Genomic DNA, 22,237 nt, shown 5'->3' with positions numbered 1-22,237 from the left:
CCCCCAACCCGTACCACAAGCTCCCCGAGGCCCAGGAGAAGGCGCTCAAGGACCACTACAAGCCGGTCCGCACCACCAAGCTCGGCCAGGGTGACCTGGAGGTTGCCGAGCTTGGTGGTGCGGACCGGCTTGTAGTGGTCCTTGAGCGCCTTCTCCTGGGCCTCGGGGAGCTTGTGGTACGGGTTGGGGGTCCCGCTCCAGGTGACCACCCACACGCGCTGGGTGCCGTTCAGGGCGTCCGCGCACCGGGCGGCCTGCTCGCACTCCACCGGGAAGAGGTCGTCGCTCGCCACCGCCGACCGCTCGGCGAAGACGTCCTTGAGCTTCACGCGCTCGGGCAGGTAGTACTCGACCGTGAAGTCGATCATGAACACCCGGTCGGCGCCGCGGACCGGGGCGAAGCCGTCCCCGGGCTTGTAGTCCTTCGCGATGACGTCGGCGACCCGCTTGCCGTCCGTGCCGTCCTTGGCGTACGTGGTGCGCAGGTGCCGCTGGTCGGTGACGCCGAGCGCCACCAGCACCACCAGGCCGGCCACGCCGAGCGGCCGCGGGCGCAGCGCGCCGAGGCCGGCCGCGGCCAGCACGATCCAGGCGGGCAGCGTGAAGAGCAGGTAGCGGTCGAGGAAGTACGAGGTCGAGCCGTGCGAGATCACCCAGGCCACGCCGATCGGCAGCGCGGCCACCAGGGCCAGCTCCGCGGCCGGCCGGCGTCCGCGGTTCCAGGCGAGCGGCAGCAGGGCCGCGGCGAGCAGGGCGAAGGAGACCAGCGGGGAGGCCGTCAGGTTGCTCCACAGGCCGGCCAGGTCGCGCAGGTGCGGGGCCTTGAGCCAGCTGATCTGCCGGCCCACCTGGCGCTGGCCGAGCAGCACCAGCGGGACGACGGGCAGCAGGCCGACGACGACCGTGAGGGCGTAGCCGGTCAGCAGCCGCCAGGACCGCGTGCCCCACCAGCGGCCGAGGACGATCAGGCCGTGCGGCAGCAGGACCAGCAACGAGACGATGTGGAACAGCCCGGCGGCGGCCACGGCCACCGCGTACGGCGCCCAGCGCGCCACGGTCGGCCGCTCCAGGGCGCGTATCAGCAGCCAGGTGGCGGCGGCCACGGCCAGCACCACGAAGGCGTAGGAGCGGGCCTCCTGACCGTACTTGGAGACGGCGGGCACCAGGGCGAAGAGCAGCCCGGCGAAGGCCGCGGCCCGGCGGTCGAAGAGTCTGCGGGCGGTGAGCACCACGAACACCGCGGCGCCGGCCATGGCCAGTGCCGAGGGCATCCGCAGCATGGCCGGGGAGTCGCCGAACACGGCGACCCAGCCGTGCAGGAGCAGGTAGTAGACCCCGGAGACGGCGTCGACGTTGCCGAGCATCTCCACGAGGTCGCCGGTGCCGCGCCGGGCGGCGTTCCAGCTGGCGAGCTCGTCCCGCCAGGGCTGGGCGGCGCCGGCGCCGGCGCAGGCGACGGCGAACGTCAGCAGGGCGGCCCAGAGCGGGTCGAACCGGGCGAGGCCCGACGCCGGGGCGGCCGCCGGAGCGGCGGGTCCGCCCGCCGGGCCGGGGCGCCCGGCACCGGTTCCGGGCGCGACCGCCGTGCTGCTGCTGGTCATGTGCTCGTACCTTCCGGTCCCGCGGGGCTGATGCCGTCAGTGGCCTCGGCACTTGGGGGTATCCGGACCGAGCTCGACACGAAAGGGTAGATCAGGGTGCCCGAACGGGCACAATTGCGCTGCCGAACCGCGGCTACGCCCTGCGCACCGGCGGGTCGGTCTTCGGCAGGGTGACCCGGGCGCCGTCGAGCAGCCGCTTGAGGACGCCCGAGAGCGGGCGCTCCACCAGGCGGTGGACCAGCCAGGCCAGCACCAGGATGACCACGAGGCACATCGCCAGCAGCGGGAACGGCGCGATGCCGTGGTCGCGGCCCCAGCGGATCATGGCCCAGCCCAGCTCCTGGTGCAGGAGGTAGACGGGGTAGGTCAGGGCGCCGGCGACGGTCAGCCACTTCCAGCGCATCCAGTTGAAGGCGCCCATGGACACGGCGAGCATCACCAGGAACGCCGCGGCCGAGATGAACGCCATGACCGGCCAGGACAGGGTGTGGTGCACCTCGTACTCGTAGCCGCCGACGGTGATGTGCAGCCGGTTCTGCGCGATCAGCCAGGAGAACCCGACCACACCGATCAGCATCCAGTTCACCCCGAACCGGTAGATCAGGTACATGGCCACGCCCGCGATGAAGTACGGGGCGTCCTGCGGCATGAAGACCGTGTCCATGAGCTTGCTGTCCACGCCGGGGGTGATCACGGCGAGGATGGCCCAGATGCCGCAGAAGGCCAGCACCCGGCGGTAGGTCAGCCCCATGACGGCGACGACGGCGAACAGCAGGTAGAAGCGGAGTTCGATCCAGAGGGTCCAGTAGACGCCGTCCGCCTCGGTGACGCCGAGCGGGCGCTCCAGCATCGTGAGGTTGGTCAGCACGTCGCTGAGGCTCATCGGGTGCCGGCTCGGGCGGACCGTGGCCGCGAAGTTCACCACCAGCGTGGTGATGACGATCCCGGCCCAGTAGGCGGGGTACAGGCGCACCACGCGGGAGGTGAAGTAGTCCCGCGGCGAGCGCCCCCAGCACGACATGCAGATGACGAAACCGCTGATGAGGAAGAACAGCTGCACGCCCATCCAGCCGTACGCGGCGAACCGGTGCGTGTCGGGCATCAGCGTCTGCGGCTTCTGTCCCCAGACCTCCGGGTGGATGTTGACACCCGCCCAGTGGAAGGCGACCACCGAGAGCGCCGCGATCAGCCGCAGTCCGTCCAGCACGTACAGGCGGGGCCTGCGCGGGGTGGAGTTGTTCGCCTGCGCGGGTACGCCGGAGGCGGCCTCGTGCAGGGGGGACCGGGGCGGCAGGACGGTGGACATGAAGGGCGCTACTCCGCAGGGGTTCCGGGATCCGGGGACGGATGCCGACACGATGCCCGTTCGGGCGTCCGACAGGGCACACTAACGTGCCTGGACGTGACACTAACGCGGCCCCTACACAGGGAGCCCGGCATCCGCCCCTTCCGTGACCCGAAACACGTCCTCCCGGACGCCCGGATCAGTCCTCCAGCCCCTCCGCCGCCCGCTTCTCGCGCAGTTCCCGGATCGCCTGGCGCCGGGCCAGCCGGTGCGTGCGGCGGATCTGGGCCTCCTGGTAGCGCCGGCGGTCGCGGTCGGTCTCGGGGAGGACCGGGGGGACCCGGCGCGGCTTGCCCTCGGCGTCCACGGCCGCGAAGACCAGGTAGGCGCTGCCGACCTGGGTGGCGGGGGTGGACTCGTTCCAGCGCTCGGCCAGGACCCGGACGCCGACCTCCATGGAGGACCGGCCGGTCCAGTTGACCTGGGCCTTCACATGGACGAGGTCGCCGACGCGGACGGGTTCGAGGAAGGCCATCTCGTCCATCGAGGCGGTGACGGCGGGGCCGCCGGAGTGCCGGCCGGCGACGGCGCCGGCGGCGTCGTCCACCAGCTTCATGATCACGCCGCCGTGCACCGTACCGAGGAGGTTGGTGTCGTGGCTGGTCATGATGTGGGAGAGGGTGGTGCGCGAGGCGGAGGTCGGCTTGCCCGGGAGGGCGTCCGGCTCGTCCGGTATTTCTGTCATGCAGCCACCTTAAGTGGCCCGCGCGGGCATCAGCTCTGCAACAGCACCGGTACGAACCCCCGCCCGGGCTGTCGCAGCACCTGGCCGGTTCGGCATCCTTGTGCCCATGAGTGACTGGCCCGAGGGGCGCAACGACAACCGGGACGACCGCTACGGCCGCGGCAGCGCCCAGGCGCAGCCCGACGGCTCCCAGCCGCTGCGGCACGTGCAGCGGCAGCAGCCGCGCCGCCCCGCGCAGCCGCCGCGGCCCTCGCGGGACCCGTACGGCCACCCCCAGGACCCGTACGGCCGTCAGCAGGACCCGTACGCGCCCCAGGGCGCCCCGCGCCGGCCGGCCGCGCCCCCGCGGGGCGTGCCGCAGCAGTCGCCGGGGCCGGAGGGCTACGACGGCGACGGTTACGACAGCGGGTACAACACCGGTCAGGTCTACGGCAGCCCCTCCGGGGGCCGTCCCGGCGGCGGCGCGGGCGTTCCCCCGCAGCGGCCGGGCGGGGCCGGCGGGCCGGGCGGTCCCGGGCGGCCGGGTCCGGCGCCGGACTGGCGCAAGCGGATCAAGATCGGTTCGATCGTGCTGGTCTCGGCGCTGCTGGTGACCACGATCGGCACGTACGTGTGGGCGGACTCCAAGGTCCGGCGGGAGGTGGACCTGTCCAAGGTCATCGACCGGCCCAAGGACGACGAGTGCACCACGTACCTGATCGTCGGCTCCGACAGCCGCGAGGGCCTGTCCGACGCGGACAAGAAGAAGCTGCACACCGGCTCCGCCGACGGCAAGCGGACCGACTCGATGATGATCCTGGCGGCCTGCTCCAGCGGGAACACCATGGTCTCCCTGCCGCGCGACTCGGACGTGGAGATCCCCTCGTTCGTGGGTTCCCAGTCGGGCAAGAAGTTCCCCGCCCAGGGCCGCCGGGTCAAGCTCAACGCCGCGTACGCCGAGGACGGTCCGGAGCTGCTGGTGCGGACCGTGGAGCACAACACGGGCCTGCGCATCGACCACTACGCCGAGATCGGCTTCGCCGGCTTCGCCAACATCGTCAACGCGCTCGGCGGCGTGGAGCTGGACATCGAGAAGGGCTTCAAGGACGAGAAGTCGGGCGCCGACTTCCAGGCCGGCAAGCAGACCCTCAACGGCGAGCAGGCGCTGGCGTTCGTCCGGACCCGCTACGCCTTCGCCGAGTCGGACCTGGCGCGCACGAAGAACCAGCAGAAGTTCCTCTCGGCGCTGGCCAGTCAGGCCGCCACACCGGGCACGATCATGAATCCGTTCAAGCTCTACCCCACGCTGGGTGCGGGCCTGGACACGCTGATCGTGGACCAGGACATGGGCCTGTTCGACCTGGCGGACATGTTCTTCGCGATGAAGGGCATCAGCTCCGGCGGCGGCACCTCGCTGAACATGCCGATCTCCGGCGAGCGCGGCGGCAACCTGGTCTGGGACAAGGCCAAGGTGCAGCAGCTGGTCAAGCAGATCCAGAACGACGAGAAGGTGACCGTCACCGGCAACCGGTGACGCCCGCTCCCCGCAGTACGCCGAAGGCCCGCCGGATCCTCCCGGCGGGCCTTCGGCGTCGTGCGTAGGGTGCGTCCGTCGTACGGTGCGTCCGTCGTACGGTGCGTCAGCGGACGCCGCGGGCGCGGGCGCGCAGCTTCCACGGCATGACGACGGACTCCAGCTGCACCGCGAGGTTCATCTTGGACTCGCCGACGGTGCGGTCCTCGAAGTGGATCGGGACCTCCATCACCTGGAAGTTGCGGCGCAGGGCCGCGTACTTCATCTCCACCTGGAAGCTGTAGCCGGCGCTGCCGACCGACGCCAGGTCGATCGCGCGCAGGGCCTCGGCGCTCCAGAGGTTGAAGCCGCCGGTGATGTCGCGGACGCGGGTGCCCAGGATGGTGGACGCGTACGCGTTGGCCCAGCGGGACAGCAGCTTGCGGTGGGCGCCCCAGGCGTCGGACAGGGTGCCGCCGGGGACGTACCGGCTGCCGACGACCAGGCCCGCGCCGGTGGACATGGCCACGCCCAGCATCTCGGCGACCTTGCCGGAGGGGTGGGAGCCGTCGGCGTCCATCTGGAGCACGTACTGCGCGCCGTCCTCGACGGCCTTGCTCATGCCGGCGGCGTAGGCGCGGCCCAGGCCGTCCTTGGCGGTGCGGTGCAGGACCGACATCCGGGCGGTGCCGTCCTCGGCCGTGTACTTCTCCGCGAGCTCCTCGGCGATCCGGCCGGTGCCGTCCGGGGAGGAGTCGTCGACGATGAGCAGGTGCAGACCGGGCAGGTCCAGGCCCATCAGCAGCTCGGCCATGACCGGGACGTTGCCCGCCTCGTTGTACGTGGGCATGACCACGGTCAGCGGGGTGCGGGCCCACGCCTCGGGCAGGGCGGTGGTCGCGGCGTCGGTCTCGCGACGGGAGTTGTGCTCGCCTATCACAGGGTTATGCCTCACTGAAGTCGGTCGTTGCGCGGGTCCCGGTCCTGGCGGTCCGGGGTCACCGGTCCGAGGAGAAGCGGAGGGAGGCGGGAGGCAGCTCTGCCTCGCACCACACCCGCACCCCGGTACGCAGTTCGTTGTCAGCCCCTACCAGCGCGCCGTCGCCGACGACCGCGCCGTCCAACACCGTACGCGGACCCACGACGGCCCGTGCACCGATCAGGCTGGCGCTGACATCGGTGTCCGCCCCGACGGTCGCCCCTTCGAGCACGATGGAGCCGCGGACGACGGCCCCGGACTCGATCCGGGCGCCGGCGCCCACCACGGTACCGCCCGACAGCTTGGCGTCGGCGGCCACCTCGGCACCGGGGAGCACCAGTGCCTCACCGCGCGGGCCGGGGACGGCCGGGGAGGCGACGACACCGCGGACGAGGTCCGCGGAGGCCTGCACGAAGGACTCGGGCTTGCCGAGGTCCAGCCAGTACGTGTCCTCGGTCTTGCCGTGCAGCTTGGCGCCGGAGGCGAGCAGGCCGGGGAAGGTCTCGCGCTCGACGGAGACCGGCCGGCCGGCCGGGATGGAGTCGATGACGGAGCGCCGGAAGACGTAGCAGCCGGCGTTGATCTGGTCGGTGACGATCTCCTCGGGCGTCTGCGGCTTCTCGGTGAAGGCCAGGACGCGGTTGTCGGAGTCGGTGGGCACCAGGCCGAAGGCGCGCGGGTCCTCGACGCGGACCAGGTGCAGGGAGACGTCGGCGTCGGCCTCGCGGTGCGAGTCGACCAGGCCGGCGATGTCGAGGCCGGTGAGGATGTCACCGTTGAAGACGAGGACGGGCTCGTCGGGGCCGCCGGTCAGGCGCTGAGCGGCGTTGCGGATGGCGCCGCCGGTGCCGAGCGGCTCGTCCTCGACGACGTACTCCAGGTGGACGCCGAACGCGGAGCCGTCACCGAAGTACGGCTCGAAGACCTCGGCGAGGTAGCAGGTGGCCATCACGATGTGCGTGACACCGGCGGCAGCGGCCCTGGCTATCTGGTGGGCGAGGAAGGGAACTCCGGCGGCCGGGACCATCGGCTTGGGGGTGTTCACCGTGACGGGGCGCAGTCGCGTCCCCTGCCCACCGACCAGCAGGATCGCTTCCGTCATTTTTTCTCCCCATGTGATCCGGGCGTACGAAGACACAAATTTAGCCCACCCGGAGACGTGCGAAGGCCGGAGGCGGCTGCTCGCGGCCGCCTCCGGCCAGGGCGTTGCAGAAGTGTTGGCTACGGTGGGTTACGGCAGGTTGCGGGCCATGACGATCCGCTGGACCTGGTTGGTGCCCTCGTAGATCTGAGTGATCTTGGCGTCGCGCATCATGCGCTCGACCGGGTAGTCGCGGGTGTAGCCGTAGCCGCCGAGGAGCTGAACGGCGTCCGTGGTGACCTCCATGGCCACGTCGGAGGCGAAGCACTTGGCGGCGGCGCCGAAGAAGGTGAGGTCGGAGTCGACCCGCTCGGACTTGGCGGCGGCGGAGTACGTCAGCTGGCGGGCGGCCTCGATCTTCATGGCCATGTCCGCGAGCATGAACTGGATGCCCTGGAAGTCGGCGATCGGCTTGCCGAACTGCTTGCGCTCCTGGACGTAGCCCTTGGCGTAGTCCAGCGCGCCCTGGGCGATGCCGAGGGCCTGGGCCGCGATGGTGATGCGGGTGTGGTCCAGGGTCTTCATGGCGGTGGCGAAGCCGGTGCCCTCCGCGCCGATCATGCGGTCGGCGGGGATGCGGACGTTGTCGAGGTAGACCTCGCGGGTCGGGGAGCCCTTGATGCCGAGCTTCTTCTCCGGGGCGCCGAAGGAGACGCCCTCGTCGGACTTCTCGACGACGAAGGCGGAGATCCCCTTGGAGCGCTTCTCCGGGTCGGTGACGGCCATGACCGTGTAGTACTCGGACTCGCCGGCGTTGGTGATCCAGCGCTTGACGCCGTTGAGGACGTAGAAGTCGCCGTCGCGCACCGCGCGGGTCTTCATGCCGGCCGCGTCGGAGCCCGCGTCGGGCTCGGAGAGGCAGTACGAGAACATCGCGTCGCCCTTGGCGAGCGGGCCGAGGTACTTCTTCTTCAGGTCCTCGGAGCCGGAGAGGATCACCGGGAGGGAGCCGAGCTTGTTGACGGCCGGGATCAGGGAGGAGGAGGCGCAGACGCGGGCGACCTCCTCGATGACGATCACGGTGGCCAGCGCGTCGGCGCCGGCACCGCCGTACGTCTCGGGCACGTGGACGGCGTGCAGGTCGTTGGCGACCAGCGCGTCCAGCGCCTCCCGCGGGAAGCGGGCCTCCTCGTCCACCGCGGCGGCGAACGGAGCGATCTTCGCCTCGCACAGCGCGCGGACCGATTCGCGGAGCATGTCGTGCTCCTCGGCGGGGCGGTAGAGGTCGAAGTCGGAACCGGCCAAAGTGCTCACTCCCCATGCTAACTACCGTTAAGTAACCCAAGCCTATGGCCGACTCCCCGGTAGGGGTACGGGCCGCGCGCGTGAGCTTGGTGACAACCCGCCCGACTATGCTCGGGCCCGCACACCGCACGCCACCTTATGGAGTACCCATGGCCCCCAAGATCACTGTGATCGGCACTGGTTATCTCGGCGCGACCCACGCCGCGGCCATGGCGGAACTGGGCTTCGAGGTGCTCGGGCTGGACATCGTCCCGGAGAAGATCGAGATGCTGGCCGCCGGCCGGGTCCCGATGTACGAGCCGGGGCTGGAGGAACTGCTGGCGGCGCACGTGGCGGGGCTGCCGGGCGCGACGGGCCGGCTGCGGTTCACCACCTCCTGGGAGGAGGTCGGCGCCTTCGGCGACGTGCACTTCGTCTGCGTCAACACCCCGCAGAAGCACGGCGAGTACGCCTGCGACATGAGCTACGTCGACGCGGCCGTGGAGCTGCTGGCCCCGCACCTGACCCGGCCGGCGCTGGTCGTCGGCAAGTCGACGGTGCCGGTGGGATCGGCGGACCGGCTGGCCACGCGCCTGGCGGAACTGGCCCCGGCCGGCGACGCGGTGGAGCTGGCCTGGAACCCCGAGTTCCTGCGCGAGGGCTTCGCCGTCCAGGACACCCTGCACCCCGACCGGATCGTCGTGGGCGTGCGCGGCGAGCGCGCCGAGAAGGTGCTGCGCGAGGTGTACGCGACCCCGGTCGCGGAGGGCAGCCCCTTCGTGGTGACCGACTTCCCGACCGCGGAGCTGGTCAAGACGGCGGCGAACTCCTTCCTCGCCACCAAGATCTCCTTCATCAACGCCATGGCCGAGGTCTGCGAGGCCGCCGGCGGTGACGTGGTGAAGCTGGCGGAGGCCATCGGCCACGACGAGCGGATCGGCGCGAAGTTCCTGCGCGCCGGGATCGGCTTCGGCGGCGGCTGCCTGCCCAAGGACATCCGGGCGTTCATGGCCCGGGCGGGCGAACTGGGCGCCGACCAGGCCCTGACCTTCCTGCGGGAGGTCGACTCGATCAACATGCGCCGGCGCGGCCACATGGTGGAGCTGGCGCGCGAGGCGGTCGGCGGGTCCTTCCTCGGCAAGCGGGTCGCCGTCCTCGGCGCCACCTTCAAGCCCGACTCGGACGACGTGCGCGACTCCCCCGCGCTCAACGTCGCCGGGCAGATCCACCTCCAGGGCGGCCAGGTCACGGTGTACGACCCCAAGGGCATGGACAACGCCCGCCGGGTCTTCCCGACCCTGGCCTACGCCGACTCCGCCATGACGGCGGTCGAGGGCGCGGACGTGGTGCTGCACCTGACGGAGTGGCGCGAGTTCCGCGACCTGGACCCGCAGGCCCTGGGCAAGGCAGTGGCGGACCGCCTGATCCTGGACGGCCGCAACGCCCTGGACGCGGAGCTGTGGCGCGCGGCGGGCTGGACCTACCGCGCCATGGGCCGGCCGCGGGCCTAGCCCAGGCCGTCTCTGCCGGCCGGACCGGGCCGGGCGGCCCGGTCCGCCCCGGTCAGTAGCCGTAGCAGTGGGTCTGGGTGCTGCCCTGCGAGACGGTGTAGTCGGCGCGGTGCACGTTCGGCGCGTTGAAGCCGCCGTTCGCCGCCACGGTGACGGTGCCGCCCCAGCCCTGCGGCGAGGACAGGTAGGCGGTCCCCGGCAGGAAGCCGCCGCCCGACAGGTGGACCCTGCCGTTGGGCAGGACGCCGGAGATGGAACAGGAGGCCGCCGGGACGGCGGCCGCGGCGGAGGCCGCGCCGAGGGCGACGGGAGCCGCCAGGAGCACGCCCGCCACCGCGGGTACGGCCAGCAGTCGACGGAGGCGTCGGTTCGTCATGCTTCCTCCCGGACGGGAGTCGAAGGAGTGCGATGCCCCGGGGAAGGGGCGCGGGAACCGCGCCCCTTCCATCGTCACCCGGCCGGTGCGGGCTGTCGATCGGGCCGCGCGGCGGCCGAGCTCGGCCGTCCTCAGCCGCGTACGGGTTCGCGGCGCATGGCCCACAGGACCGGGCCGCCGCCCGGGAGCGCGGACTCGCCGACCACGCGGAAGCCGAAGTGCTCGTAGAACGGCAGGTTCTCGGGCTTGGAGGACTCCAGCAGGACCGGCAGGCCGTCCGCGTCCGCCCGGGCCAGGCCCGCGCGCAGCAGGGCGGCGCCGTGGCCCTGGCCCTGGGCGGCCGGGTCGGCGCCGACGACCGCCAGGTACCAGGCCGGCTCCGCGGGGCCGGCGGCGCCGGCCGCCTCCGCGGCCCGGCGGAACAGGTCGGCGGTGTCCCCGAGGATCTCGGTGAGCTCCCGTACCGTGTCGGCGTCGGGCGCGGCCCGGTCCAGGGCGGTCGGGGGCACCCAGAAGGCGCCGGCCGCCCCGGTGAACTCGCAGACGCCGATGCGGGAGTACTGCCGGGTGAAGAGCGTGGCGAAGTAGCGGCGCATCCCGGTCTCGCGGGTGGCCGCGTCGGGGAAGAACCAGCACATCATCGGGTCGTCGTGGAAGGCACGGGCCAGGACGCGGGCGACCGTGGTCGCGTCGTCGGCCGTCGCCGCCTTCGGAAGGTGCGCACGGGTCATACGGCGCATTCTGCCCGCTGATGATCTTGAACGGTCCGGCGGGGTCCCCGCCGGCGGGGCGGGCGGTCAGCCCCGGGTCCTGCGGTAGGTGCGCATCTTGGCGCGGCTGCCGCAGACGGCCATCGTGCACCAGCGGCCGCGCCCGCCCGGGCTGCGGTCGTAGTACGCCCAGTGGCAGTCGTCCGCGGCGCAGGCCTTCAGCCGGGACCAGGTGCCCGCGGCGACCGCCTCCGCCACGGCCGCGGCGATCCGCGGCAGCAGGGCGTCCCCGGGCGGCGGGGCCAGGGCGGCGGAGCCGTCGGCGGCCACGGTGAGGGTGAGCGGGGCGGTGGCCAGCAGCCGGTTCAGGGTGTCCCGGGTGCCGGCCGGCATGGCGTGGCCGGCATGGGCCAGCAGGGCGCCGCGCAGCGCCTCGCGCAGCGCGGCCGCCTCCGCGAGGGCCGGGCCGGACAGGCCGTACCGCGCGGCGAGCCGGTCCTCGCCGGTGTCCACGCTGAGCGTGTTGACGAGGTCCTCGACCAGGGCCAGCCCACCGGGCGCCGGAGCGCGTTCACTCATACCGGCGACGTTACCTCTTGGCGTCGGCAAGCGGTAACGCGTAGGGTCGGCGTTACCGGCAAGAGCCGCTTACCGGTAACACGTCAGGAGTTCGTCATGGCCATCGCCACGCTCGGCGCCGTCGTCCTCGACTGTCCCGACCCGCTCGCCCTCGCCTCCTTCTACGCCGCCCTGCTCGGCGGCGAGCCCGCCACCGGCGAGGACGCGCCGGACTGGGTCGACCTGACCGGGCACGGGGGCACCCCGCTGGCCTTCCAGCAGGCTCCCGGGCACGTCCCGCCGGCCTGGCCGTCCGCCGCGGGCGGGCAGCAGTTCCACCTCGACCTCACGGTGGCGGACCTGGACGCCGCCGAGGAGCAGGTCCTCGCCCTGGGCGCCAAGGCCCTGGACACCGAGGACCGCTCCCGTGGCTGGCGGGTCTACGCCGACCCGGCCGGGCACCCGTTCTGCCTCTGCGCCGGCTGACGGCCGGGCGGACGGCGGGCCGGCCGGCCGGCCCGGCGTCACGGCTTGCGGTGGTGGGCGGCGCGGGAGGTGAACTCCACGTCGCGCAGCACCCGCGCCGCGTTGTCCCACGCCAGCAGGGCGAGGTCGTGCTCGGACCAGCCGCGGTCGAGCAGCTCGGCGAACAGCCGCGGGTAGCCCGAGGGGTCGGTCAGGCCCGAGGGGTGGCCGTGCGGCGGGTCGGAGCCGAAACAGGCGCCCAGGCCCACGCTCTGCGGCCCGGCCACGTTGCGGATGTGGTCGAGGTGGTCGGCCACGGCGTGCAGCGAGTCGCCGGTCTGCTCCGTGGAGAACGTGACCATGCACACCCCGTCCGCCGCCCGCACCGCCAGCAGGACCTCGTCCGGCACGTTCAGCGGATGGCGGGTCAGCGCGGCGGCGGCCGTGTGCGAGATCATCACCGGCGCCTTGGAGGCACCGGCGATCTGCACGGCCACGTCCGGCGGACAGCCCGTCAGGTCGACCACCATCGCCAGGCGGTTCATCTCCCGGACCACCTCGTGCCCGAAGGGCGTCAGGCCCTCCTGCGCCCAGGCCGCCCCGGCCGGCGCCAGACTGCGCACGTCCAGCTTGTGGAAGGCGTGCAGGGTGCCCAGGGAGTCGGTCAGGGTGCTGCCCGAGACCGGGCCCAGGAACGAGGCGATCCGGCCGCGGTTGCGCGCGTCCGCCAGATCGCCGGCGGTCAGCGCGAGCAGCAGTTCGTCGGGGTAGGCGTGGACCAGATCGTGCGCGATGTCGATCAGTTCCAGCGTGTCGGGGACCACCCGGTCCCCGGTGGTCGGGGTCAGCAGCGACCAGAACTGGGCGCCGACCGCACCCGACCGCATGGGCGGGATGTCGCTGTCGGCGTCGTGGTACGGCGTCTGGCGCAGGGTCCAGACGAGGGTGTTGCACCCGTCCGCGACGGGATGCTCCGCCAGCAGGGCCGCGGCCCGCTCCAGGGCTCCGGCCACCACGGGGGCGGGGGACTCGGGGGCTCCCACGGAGGGGGGCGCCTCGGATTCATCCTGCAGGTCGGCCATGGATTCGCTCCGGGTCTCGGCGGCAAGCAGGGAACACTGCTGCCACCGTGACACGGGCCGCGGCCCCCTTCACGGCGGATGTGGCGTTCGGGTGGTGGCCCGGCGGCCCGCCCCGAACGCCACCGCGCCGGTGGCCAGCTACACCGGTGCGAGCACCGCGTTCGACGGCCCGCGCCCGGCCGACAGCTCGCGCGCCACGTCCTCGGCGTCACGCAGCACCCGTACCGCGTTGGACCAGGTCAGCTTGGCCAGGTCGGCCTTCGACCAGCCACGGGTCAGCAGCTCGGCGACCAGGTTCGGGTAGCCGGAGACGTCGTCCAGCCCAGCCGGGGTGAAGGCCGTGCCGTCGAAGTCGCCGCCGATGCCGATGTGGTCCACGCCCGCGACCTCGCGCATGTGGTCCAGGTGGTCGGCCACCGTCGCCGCCGTGGCCACCGGCCGCGGCCGCACCGACTCGAAGGCGCGGTGCAGGGCCATCGCCTCCGGGGTGGTGTCCAGCGGGTGGAAGCCGTGCGCCCGCAGGTTGGTGTCGGCCGCCGCGGTCCACTCCACGGCCGCCGGCAGGATGAACTTCGGCACGAACGTGGCCATCGCCACGCCGCCGTTGGCCGCCAGCAGCTCCAGCACGTCGTCGGGGACGTTGCGCGGGTGGTCGCAGACCGCCCGGGCCGAGGAGTGGCTGAAGATCACCGGGGCTGTGCTGGTGGCCAGCGCGTCCCGCATGGTCGTCACGGCCACGTGGGAGAGGTCCACGAGCATGCCGATGCGGTTCATCTCCCGCACGACCTCGCGGCCGAAGTCCGTGAGCCCGCCGTGGCGCGGCTCGTCGGTCGCCGAGTCGGCCCAGTCCACGTTGTCGTTGTGGGTGAGCGTCATGTACCGCACGCCCAGCTGGTACAGGGCGCGCAGGGTGGCCAGCGAGTTGTCGATGGAGTGGCCGCCCTCGGCGCCCATCAGCGAGGCGATCCGGCCGGTGGCCCGGGCCGCCTCCATGTCGTCGGCCGTCAGGGCCCGCACCAGGTCGCCGGGGTAACGGTCGATCAGCTGGGCGACGGCGTCGATCTGCTCCAGGGTGGCGCTGACCGCGTGGTCCCCGGCCAGCTCCGCGGAGACGTACACCGACCAGAACTGGGCCCCGACCCCACCGGCCCGCAGCCGGGGGATGTCGGTGTGCAGCACGGCGCTCTGGTCGGCGCCGATGTCCCGCCGGTCCAGGTCGTAGCGGACCTGCTTGCGCAGCGCCCACGGCAGGTCGTTGTGGCCGTCGACCACCGGGTACTCGGCCAGCAGCAGCCGGGCCTCCGCCAGCTGGTCCGTCATCCGGCGGCCACCTTGGTCCGCAGCCGCTTGCCCTTCTCCGTGGCCTGGTCGTTGAGCTCCTGCTGGAAGTCCAGCATCCGGGCCATCAGGTCCGGGTCCTGGGTGGCCAGGATCCGGGCGGCGAGCAGCCCGGCGTTGCGGGCGCCGCCGATCGAGACGGTGGCGACCGGGACGCCGGCGGGCATCTGGACGATCGACAGCAGCGAGTCCATGCCGTCGAGGTACTTCAGCGGCACGGGGACCCCGATGACCGGCAGCGGGGTGACCGAGGCCAGCATCCCGGGCAGGTGGGCGGCCCCGCCCGCACCGGCGATGATCGCCTTCAGTCCGCGGTCGGCGGCCCGCTCGCCGTACGCGACCATCTCGCGCGGCATGCGGTGGGCGGAGACGACGTCGACCTCGTAGGGGATCTCGAACTCGTCCAGGGCCTGGGCCGCGGCCTCCATGACCGGCCAGTCCGAGTCGGAGCCCATGACGATGCCGACGACGGGGGTGCTCGGAGTGCTCATTCGGTGATCGTTCCTCTGAGGTAGCCGGCTGCGTGACGTGCGCGCTCCAGCACATCGTCAAGGTCGTCGCCGTAGGTGTTGACGTGGCCGACCTTGCGACCGTGTTTCACGTCCTTGCCGTACATGTGGATCTTCAGCTGCGGGTCGTGGGCCATGCAGTGCAGGTACCCCGCGTACATGTCGGGGTAGTCCCCGCCGAGCACGTTCGCCATGACCGTCCAGCGGGCCCGCGGGCGCGGGTCGCCCAGCGGCAGGTCCAGCACCGCCCGGACGTGGTTGGCGAACTGCGAGGTGACCGCACCGTCCTGGGTCCAGTGGCCGGAGTTGTGCGGGCGCATGGCCAGCTCGTTGACCAGGATCCGGCCGTCGGAGGTCTCGAACAGCTCGACCGCCAGGTGGCCGGTCACGTCCAGTTCCTTGGCGATCCGCAGGGCCAGCGCCTGGGCCTCGCCCGCGAGCTCCTCGGACAGGTTCGGGGCGGGTGCGATCACCGTGTCGCACACGCCGTCGACCTGGATGGACTCCACCACCGGGTAGGCCACGGCCTGGCCGTGCGGGGAGCGGACGATGTTCGCCGCGAGCTCGCGGACGTAGTCCACCTTCTCCTCCGCCAGGACCGCCACGCCCGCCTTGAACGGGGCGTCCGCGTCCTCGGCGGACCGCACGAACCACACGCCCTTGCCGTCGTAGCCGCCGCGCACGGTCTTGAGGATCACGGGGAACCCGCCGACCTCCTGCGCGAACGCCGCCACGTCCGCCGGATCGGCGACGATCCGGTGGCGGGGGCTGGGCGCGCCGATCGCGTCGAGCCGGGCGCGCATCACCCCCTTGTCCTGGGCGTGCACCAACGCGTCGGGCCCCGGGCGGACGGGGATGCCGTCCGCTTCCAGGGCCCGTAGGTGCTCGGTGGGTACGTGTTCGTGGTCGAAGGTGATCACGTCGCAGCCGCGCGCGAAGGCGCGCAGGGTCTCCAGGTCGCGATAGTCGCCGACGACGACGTCGCTCACGACCTGGGCCGCAGAGTCCTGCGGCGTGTCACTGAGGATCTTGAACTTGATGCCGAGGGGGATGCCCGCCTCGTGGGTCATGCGGGCGAGCTGACCGCCGCCGACCATGCCGACTACCGGGAACGTCACTCCACCAGGGTATCCGCCGGTATTCGGCCATCAGGACCAGGCCCGGTCGCGAGCGGGAGTGGTGTGGTGTAGACCGCACAAGTGCCGGAAGGCACAGACGCTGCGATCGGCGGACACTTAACATTGGTCGGGCCGCCGCCGGACGATGACAGGGACTGAAAGATCAGATGAGTACCCCCGAAGCAGTAACGCTGCCCGAACGCCTTCGCGGCATCGTCCGTGAAGTCGCCAAGTTCGGGGCGGTGGGCGGACTCGGAGTCCTGGTCAACCTCGGCGTCTTCAACCTGATCCGCAACACCACCGATCTCCAGGTGGGGCGGGCCAATGTCATAGCCATTTCCGTGGCGATCATCTGCAATTACATAGGGTTCCGTTACTTCACCTACCGCGACCGCGACAAGAGCGGCCGTAAGCGTGAGCTGACCCTGTTCATCGTGTTCAGCCTGATCGGCATGGTCATCGAGACCGGAATCCTCTACACGGCCACCTACGGATTCGGCTGGGACAGCCCGCTGCAGAGCAACGTCTTCAAGTTGTTCGGCATCGGTGTGGCCACCCTGTTCCGTTTCTGGTCCTACCGCACCTGGGTGTTCCGGGCCATGCCGGAGACCGCCGACCGGACCGTGGTGACCGTGGCCGGCGCCCCGTCGACGGTCACCGAGGACGAGGCCGAGGCGCCGGTCCCCGCCGCCTAGCGGACCGTCTCCGGGCGCTCCGGCGGCGGCTCGGGCGCCGTCCGGCTGAGGAACAGCGCGAAGACCGGCGGCTGGCCCTGGAGGAGCTCCAGCCGGCCGCCGTCCGCCTCGGCGAGGTCGCGGGCGACCGCCAGGCCGATGCCGGTGGAGTTGCGGCCGCTGATCGCCCGCTCGAAGATCCGGTTGCCGAGGTCGGCCGGCACGCCCGGCCCCTCGTCGGTGACCTCGATCACCGCCTGGTTGCCCGTCACCCGGGTGCGCAGGGCCACCGTGCCACCGCCGTGCATCAGGGCGTTCTCCACCAGGGTCGCCAGGACCTGCGCGACCGCGCCCGGGGTGCCCACGGCCCGCAGTCCGTGCTTGCCCGAGCGGACGATCGCCCGCCCGGCGCTGCGGTAGGCCGGGCGCCACTCCTCCACCTGCTGCTTGACCACCTCGTCGAGGTCGAAGGAGACCGCGGAGCCCGTGCGCGGGTCGCGGGAGTTGGTCAGCAGCCGCTCCACCACGTCGGTGAGCCGTTCCACCTGGGTCAGGGCGATGGTCGCCTCCTCCCGCACGGTCTCCAGGTCGTCGGTGACCGTGATCTCCTCCAGCCGCATGGACAGCGCCGTCAGCGGGGTCCGCAGCTGGTGGGAGGCGTCCGCGGCCAGGCGCCGTTCGGCGGTGAGCATCCGGCCGATCCGCTCGGCGCTGGAGTCCAGCACGTCCGCGACCCGGTCCAGCTCCGGCACCCCGTACCGCTTGTGCCGCGGCCGCGGGTCGCCCGAGCCGAGCCGCTCGGCGGTCTCGGCGAGGTCGGTGAGCGGGGACGCCAGCCGGTTGGCCTGCCGTACGGCGAGCAGCACGGCCGCGACGACGGCCAGCAGCGCGACCGCGCCGACCACCACCATGGTCCGACCGACCTCCCGGGTGACCGTGGACCGGGACTCCTCGACGACGACGCTCAGGCCGTGCTCACCGCGGGCGGTGCCCCGGATGGCCCCGTCCACGATCGGGTCCCCGATCTCGACGGGCTCCTGCCCGGGGATCTGGATGCGGGCGTAACGCCCGGGGTCGAGCTGCTCGGCCAGGGCGCTCGCGTCCACCGCCTGTTTGTCCAGCAGCCGGGACTCGACGGCGCCCACCAGGCCCACGGCCTCGGCCTCGATCCGGTCGTGGGCGCTGCTGGTGATCGTGCGGGTCTCGACGATCACCAGCGAGACGCCGAAGACGGCGATCACGACGAGCACCACCGCGAGGGTGGAGTTGATCAGGCGGCGGCGCATGGCGGGAGGGGCTCAGCTCTTCTCGAAGCGGAAGCCGACGCCGCGGACGGTGGCGATGTAGCGCGGGTTGGCGGCGTCGTCGCCGAGCTTCTTGCGCAGCCAGGAGATGTGCATGTCCAGGGTCTTGGTGGAGGACCACCAGGTGGTGTCCCAGACCTCGCGCATGAGCTGGTCGCGGGTGACGACCCGGCCGGCGTCGCGGACCAGGACGCGCAGCAGGTCGAACTCCTTGGCGGTGAGCTGGAGCTCCTCCTCCCCCATCCAGGCGCGGTGCGACTCGACGTCGATGCGCACCCCGTGGGTGGCGGGCGGCTGGGTCTGCTCGGCGGCGCCGCGCCGCAGCAGGGCCCGGACCCGGGCGAGCAGCTCGGCGAGGCGGAAGGGCTTGGTCACGTAGTCGTCGGCGCCGGCGTCCAGGCCGACCACCGTGTCCACCTCGTCGGCGCGGGCCGTCAGCACGAGGATCGGGAAGCCGTGGCCCTCGGCCCGCAGCCGGCGGGCGACCTCCAGGCCGTCCATGCCGGGCAGACCCAGGTCGAGCACGACGAGGTCGACGCCGCCCTGCAGTCCCGCGTCGAGCGCGGTCGGTCCGTCCTCGCGGACCTCGACCTCGTAGCCCTCCCGTCGCAGGGCACGGGCCAGGGGTTCCGAGATGGATGCGTCGTCCTCGGCGAGCAGTACACGCGTCATGTGGGTGATGGTAGTCCGCGGACGCTGTCGGCTGGGCTGCCCCGGCAGACCCTTTCCGATCTTGATCTAAGAATGCGCGGCGCCTTCGAATAGGGGAAAACGGTTCCATGATCGCCTGTGATCCATCTCTCAAGTCCTTCCATGTCAGGCACTGTCGTGTCGTATGGTGGCGAGACGTTTAATGCAGTATCCGGGGGATCTTGTGCGCATCACGCCGAGATCTCCCCTTTTCTGTGTTTTACGTGAATGACCCTGTGGGCCGGGCCCGACGTGCGAGGAGGCATGTCGTGGCGTGGATCCCTGAGGACGGACGTCCGTTCCCAGGTACCGACCCCCCTCACCGGGCGCCAAGACCAGCTCACGAAGCAACGGCGTCCCGAGCAAGCAAGGATCGACCATGGCTTCCAGCCTGACGAAGGAGACCGCCGAGACCGGCGGAAAGACCTTCTTCGGCCACCCCCGTGGCCTGGCCACGCTGTTCATGACCGAGATGTGGGAGCGCTTCTCCTACTACGGCATGCGCGCCCTTCTCGTCCTGTACCTGGTCTCGGGCGGCGCCGACGCCGCCACGGGCTCCCAGGGTGGCGGCCTGGCCATGACGGCGGCCACGGCGACGGCGATCTACTCCGTGTACGTCTCCATGGTCTACCTGATGGCCATGCCCGGTGGCTGGTTCGGCGACCGCGTCTGGGGCGCCCGCAAGACCGTCACCATCGCCGGCTTCGTGATCATGGCCGGTCACCTGGCGCTGGCCGTTCCCGGCCAGGCGTCGTTCTTCGTGGGTCTGGCGCTGGTCGCGGCCGGTTCCGGTCTGCTGAAGGCCAACATCTCCACGATGGTCGGCCACCTGTACGACGGTCCCGAGGACCCGCGTCGTGACGGCGGCTTCACGCTCTTCTACATCGGCATCAACCTGGGTGCCTTCGTCGCGCCGTTCGTCATCGGTACGGTCGGCGAGAAGCAGAACTGGCACCTGGGCTTCGCCCTGGCCGCCCTCGGCATGGGTCTGGGTCTGGCCCAGTTCCTCATCGGCACCAAGAACCTCAGCCCGAAGAGCAACGTGGTGCCGAACCCGCTGACCGCCGAGGAGCGCAAGGCCGTCATCACCAAGGTGGTCCTGGTCGTCGTGGCCGCCGCGGTCTTCTACGGCGCCGTGATCGCCCTGGGCATGTACACCCTGAACTGGGCGCTGGTCCCGATCACCCTCGCCGGTCTGATCATCCCGGTCGCCGTCCTGGCGCGCATCAAGCGCGACAAGGACCTCTCGGGCACCGAGCAGTCCCGGATGACCGCGTACATCTGGTTCTTCATCGCCGCCGCCGCGTTCTGGATGATCTACGACCAGGGCGGTTCGACGCTGTCCCTGTTCGCCGACTCCAAGACCGCCGACACCGTCTTCGGCTTCGGCTTCCCGGCCACCTGGTACCAGTCGCTGAACCCGCTGTTCGTCATGGCGCTGGCGCCGGTCTTCGCCTGGCTGTGGCTGTGGCTGGCCCGTAAGAACCAGGAGCCGAACACCATCGTGAAGTTCGCGATGGGCCTGGTCCTGGTCGGTGCCTCGTTCTTCGTCTTCATCGTCCCGATGAACATGGCGGGTGACGGCACCAAGGTCTCCCCGATGTGGCTGGTCTCCATCTACATGATCCAGACCATCGGTGAGCTGTGCCTCTCCCCGGTCGGCCTCTCGGTGACCACCAAGATGGCCCCGCAGAAGTACGCCTCCCAGATGATGGGCGTCTGGTTCCTCGCGGTCACCGCGGGTGACTGCACCACCGGTCTGCTCTCCCTGGCGGGCGTCGACCTGAACGGCACCGGCGTCATCGGCCTGGAGGCCACCGCGGCCGTGCTCGCGGGTGTGGCGGTCTTCATGTACCGCAAGAAGGTCCAGTCGCTGATGGGCAACGTGCACTGACGCACGTCCCCTCACGGCGCGCGGACGGCCCGGCACACCGGAAGGTGTGCCGGGCCGTCCGGCGTGTGCGGGCGGGTCAGCGGGTGCCGCGCAGCCGCCGCCAGGGGGTGAAGGTGAAGACCGCGCCGCCGAGCAGGATGACCGTGCCGGCGACCAGGCCCAGGGCCTGCAGGCCGCCCTCGTCCTCGGCGCCGGTCTCGGCCAGGCCGCCGGGGCCGCCCGAGCCGCCGCCGTCGCTCTGCGAGCCGGAGCCGCCCGGCTGGGCGGCGGTGTCCAGCTCCAGCGAGACGCCGCTGCTGTTCGCCTTGCACGGCACGTTGATCGGCGTGCTGCCCGGGGCCATCGTGACGTCGATGGTGAGCTGGTCCGGGCTGAGCGTGACCTTGCCGCTCTTGCCGGGCTTGTAGGTCCCGGTCATGTCGCTCAGGCTGACCGGGGCCCCCTGCGGGATCGCCTCGGTGTTGGCGGGGCCGGTGACCTTCACCGTGCCGCTGTCGGCGCCGCCGAGCTTGACGTTCATGGACGGCTTCAGGGCGCCGGCGGGCAGCTGCATGGGGCTGTTCATGGCGCCCTTGGCGGTCTTGACCGTGAGGTCGTAGCTGCCGCCGTTCTTCTTGGCGTTGATCGTCACCGGGGTCTTGATGCCGCCGGGCACGACCGCGCCGCAGTCGTAGCTGACCTCGACGGGCTTGCCCGGGAAGTCGGTCTGCCCGCCGCCCCCGCCGGAGGAGCCGCCGGAGGTGGTTCCACCGGTGGTGGACCCGCCGCTGGTGGACCCGCCCGAGGTGGACCCGCCGGAGCCGCCCCCGCCGCCGGCGCTCACCTTGATCGTCGCGCCCGCGCCGGCCTGCTCCTTGGGGGAGCACTTGGTGACGAAGCCGCTGAAGTCCACGTCGTACTTGCCCGGCGTGATCGTGACGTCGCCGGCCTTGGTCAGCTTGATCCTGCCCTTCATGTCGGACATGACCATGGGGGCCTTCTTCGGGATGGGCGGGTTCTTCCGTTCGCCCTCCAGCTTCACCTCCTGGTCCATGGCCCCGCCCAGCTTCACGTAGCCGGTGGGCTTGACGGTGTCCTTGCCCAGGTCCATCAGGTCGGTGTTGTTCGAAGCGGGCTTGACGGTCTTCCAGACCACCTCGACCTCGTCCCCGACCTTGGCGGCGGCCGGGGCCGTGATCGACACGGTCGTGGTCCCCTGCACCGGTCCGCCCCCGCCGGGGGGCGGGATGCACTCCACCTTGTACGAGACCTCGGCGGCCTGGGCGGGTGGGGCCGCCAGCAGGATTCCCGCCCCGCCGAGCATCAACGCGACCCCGGCCGCGCTCATCCTCCGTTGGGTCTTCACGGATGTCCCTTCGTCGTCGGACGGTCTTGTGACGGTGCGGATGTCGGTGCGGTTGTCGGTGCGGACAGTGGTGCTCCCGGTGCGCCGTCCGGGGTGAACCACGGCAGGACCGCCGTGGCCGTCAGGGGGTCACCGGCCGCGGCGGTCCTGCCGTGGTTCACCCCGGACGGCGCACCGGGAGCACCACTGTCCGCAC

Annotated in this window: 21 protein-coding genes; 5 read left to right on the top strand and 16 right to left on the bottom strand. The window is 71.7% G+C overall.

Annotation, left to right across the window (positions count from 1 at the left end; genetic code table 11):
- The 3 genes from EF918_RS16095 to EF918_RS16085 form a co-directional block, all read right to left on the bottom strand.
- Window positions 1–1,601 (bottom strand): glycosyltransferase family 39 protein (locus EF918_RS16095; RefSeq protein WP_125646184.1); only part of this gene is annotated, 1,601 nt, incomplete at its 3' end.
- Window positions 1,602–1,734: 133 nt separating this feature from the next.
- Window positions 1,735–2,907, bottom strand: coding sequence for an acyltransferase (locus tag EF918_RS16090; protein WP_125646182.1), 1,173 nt, complete (start codon window positions 2,905–2,907; stop codon window positions 1,735–1,737).
- A 178-nt stretch (window positions 2,908–3,085) separates the two neighbouring features.
- Window positions 3,086–3,631 (bottom strand): acyl-CoA thioesterase, encoded by a 546-nt coding sequence (locus EF918_RS16085; protein WP_125646180.1) that lies wholly within the window; start codon window positions 3,629–3,631, stop codon window positions 3,086–3,088.
- 106 nt (window positions 3,632–3,737) lie between these two features.
- On the opposite strand from EF918_RS16085, the gene EF918_RS16080 reads away from it, so the two are divergent.
- Complete coding sequence (locus EF918_RS16080; protein ID WP_185921761.1) at window positions 3,738–5,144, top strand: LCP family protein; 1,407 nt, start codon at window positions 3,738–3,740, stop codon at window positions 5,142–5,144.
- 106 nt (window positions 5,145–5,250) lie between these two features.
- Here EF918_RS16080 and EF918_RS16075 read toward each other — a convergent pair whose 3' ends face one another.
- From EF918_RS16075 to EF918_RS16065, 3 genes are all read right to left on the bottom strand, one after another.
- Window positions 5,251–5,973: a polyprenol monophosphomannose synthase gene (locus EF918_RS16075; protein ID WP_125646190.1), complete on the bottom strand. Its 723-nt coding sequence runs from the start codon at window positions 5,971–5,973 to the stop codon at window positions 5,251–5,253.
- Window positions 5,974–6,121: 148 nt separating this feature from the next.
- Window positions 6,122–7,204: an NDP-sugar synthase gene (locus EF918_RS16070; protein WP_125646178.1), complete on the bottom strand. Its 1,083-nt coding sequence runs from the start codon at window positions 7,202–7,204 to the stop codon at window positions 6,122–6,124.
- Window positions 7,205–7,333: 129 nt separating this feature from the next.
- Window positions 7,334–8,488 carry an acyl-CoA dehydrogenase gene (locus EF918_RS16065; protein WP_125646188.1) on the bottom strand — a complete coding sequence of 385 codons (1,155 nt, stop codon included), beginning with the start codon at window positions 8,486–8,488 and terminating at the stop codon, window positions 7,334–7,336.
- A 149-nt stretch (window positions 8,489–8,637) separates the two neighbouring features.
- On the opposite strand from EF918_RS16065, the gene EF918_RS16060 reads away from it, so the two are divergent.
- Entirely contained in the window at window positions 8,638–9,978 is a 1,341-nt protein-coding gene (locus EF918_RS16060) for a UDP-glucose/GDP-mannose dehydrogenase family protein (protein ID WP_125646176.1), read from the top strand.
- A gap of 52 nt (window positions 9,979–10,030) precedes the next feature.
- Here EF918_RS16060 and EF918_RS16055 read toward each other — a convergent pair whose 3' ends face one another.
- The 3 genes from EF918_RS16055 to EF918_RS16045 form a co-directional block, all read right to left on the bottom strand.
- The gene (locus EF918_RS16055) at window positions 10,031–10,354 is read right to left on the bottom strand and encodes a hypothetical protein (RefSeq protein ID WP_125646175.1); all 324 of its coding nucleotides are present in this window, start codon (window positions 10,352–10,354) and stop codon (window positions 10,031–10,033) included.
- A gap of 131 nt (window positions 10,355–10,485) precedes the next feature.
- A complete protein-coding gene (locus EF918_RS16050) occupies window positions 10,486–11,094 on the bottom strand; it encodes a GNAT family N-acetyltransferase (RefSeq protein WP_185921760.1) in 609 nt (202 codons plus the stop codon).
- A 57-nt stretch (window positions 11,095–11,151) separates the two neighbouring features.
- Entirely contained in the window at window positions 11,152–11,643 is a 492-nt protein-coding gene (locus EF918_RS16045) for a CGNR zinc finger domain-containing protein (protein WP_125646171.1), read from the bottom strand.
- A gap of 96 nt (window positions 11,644–11,739) precedes the next feature.
- Here EF918_RS16045 and EF918_RS16040 point away from each other — a divergent pair, with 96 nt between their 5' ends.
- Window positions 11,740–12,108 (top strand): VOC family protein, encoded by a 369-nt coding sequence (locus EF918_RS16040; protein WP_125646169.1) that lies wholly within the window; start codon window positions 11,740–11,742, stop codon window positions 12,106–12,108.
- Between the two features lie 38 nt (window positions 12,109–12,146).
- On the opposite strand, the gene EF918_RS16035 is transcribed toward EF918_RS16040, so the two are convergent.
- The 4 genes from EF918_RS16035 to EF918_RS16020 all read right to left on the bottom strand — a co-directional run bounded on the left by EF918_RS16035 (window position 12,147) and on the right by EF918_RS16020 (window position 16,134).
- Complete coding sequence (locus tag EF918_RS16035; protein ID WP_125646167.1) at window positions 12,147–13,169, bottom strand: membrane dipeptidase; 1,023 nt, start codon at window positions 13,167–13,169, stop codon at window positions 12,147–12,149.
- A 138-nt stretch (window positions 13,170–13,307) separates the two neighbouring features.
- Window positions 13,308–14,489 carry a dipeptidase gene (locus EF918_RS16030; RefSeq protein WP_125646165.1) on the bottom strand — a complete coding sequence of 394 codons (1,182 nt, stop codon included), beginning with the start codon at window positions 14,487–14,489 and terminating at the stop codon, window positions 13,308–13,310.
- The gene (purE, locus tag EF918_RS16025; RefSeq protein WP_125646163.1) at window positions 14,486–14,998 is read right to left on the bottom strand and encodes a 5-(carboxyamino)imidazole ribonucleotide mutase; all 513 of its coding nucleotides are present in this window, start codon (window positions 14,996–14,998) and stop codon (window positions 14,486–14,488) included. The genes EF918_RS16030 and purE overlap by 4 nt, the downstream gene beginning before the upstream one ends.
- The gene (locus tag EF918_RS16020) at window positions 14,995–16,134 is read right to left on the bottom strand and encodes a 5-(carboxyamino)imidazole ribonucleotide synthase (protein WP_125646161.1); all 1,140 of its coding nucleotides are present in this window, start codon (window positions 16,132–16,134) and stop codon (window positions 14,995–14,997) included. Before EF918_RS16020 ends, purE begins: the two co-directional genes overlap by 4 nt.
- A gap of 167 nt (window positions 16,135–16,301) precedes the next feature.
- Between EF918_RS16020 and EF918_RS16015 the strand changes: the two genes are divergently transcribed.
- The gene (locus tag EF918_RS16015; RefSeq protein WP_125646159.1) at window positions 16,302–16,829 is read left to right on the top strand and encodes a GtrA family protein; all 528 of its coding nucleotides are present in this window, start codon (window positions 16,302–16,304) and stop codon (window positions 16,827–16,829) included.
- Here EF918_RS16015 and EF918_RS16010 read toward each other — a convergent pair.
- Together EF918_RS16010 and EF918_RS16005 are read right to left on the bottom strand one after the other, a co-directional pair.
- Window positions 16,826–18,094: an ATP-binding protein gene (locus tag EF918_RS16010; RefSeq protein ID WP_125646157.1), complete on the bottom strand. Its 1,269-nt coding sequence runs from the start codon at window positions 18,092–18,094 to the stop codon at window positions 16,826–16,828. The genes EF918_RS16015 and EF918_RS16010 overlap by 4 nt on opposite strands.
- A gap of 12 nt (window positions 18,095–18,106) precedes the next feature.
- Window positions 18,107–18,784, bottom strand: a complete 678-nt coding sequence (locus tag EF918_RS16005; protein ID WP_125646155.1) for a response regulator transcription factor — start codon at window positions 18,782–18,784, stop codon at window positions 18,107–18,109.
- Window positions 18,785–19,181: 397 nt separating this feature from the next.
- Here EF918_RS16005 and EF918_RS16000 point away from each other — a divergent pair, with 397 nt between their 5' ends.
- Window positions 19,182–20,696, top strand: coding sequence for a peptide MFS transporter (locus EF918_RS16000; protein WP_125646153.1), 1,515 nt, complete (start codon window positions 19,182–19,184; stop codon window positions 20,694–20,696).
- A 76-nt stretch (window positions 20,697–20,772) separates the two neighbouring features.
- Here the strand turns inward: EF918_RS16000 and EF918_RS15995 are convergent, their stop codons facing one another.
- Window positions 20,773–22,023, bottom strand: a complete 1,251-nt coding sequence (locus EF918_RS15995) for a hypothetical protein (protein WP_125646186.1) — start codon at window positions 22,021–22,023, stop codon at window positions 20,773–20,775.
- Between the last annotated feature and the right edge of the window lie 214 nt (window positions 22,024–22,237).

This window comes from Streptomyces sp. WAC06614 (assembly GCF_003949795.1).
In the GTDB taxonomy this organism is placed as follows: domain Bacteria; phylum Actinomycetota; class Actinomycetes; order Streptomycetales; family Streptomycetaceae; genus Streptomyces.
The sequence above is the reverse complement of the archived record's forward strand: the minus strand, read 5'-3'. Positions and strand labels throughout refer to the sequence as shown.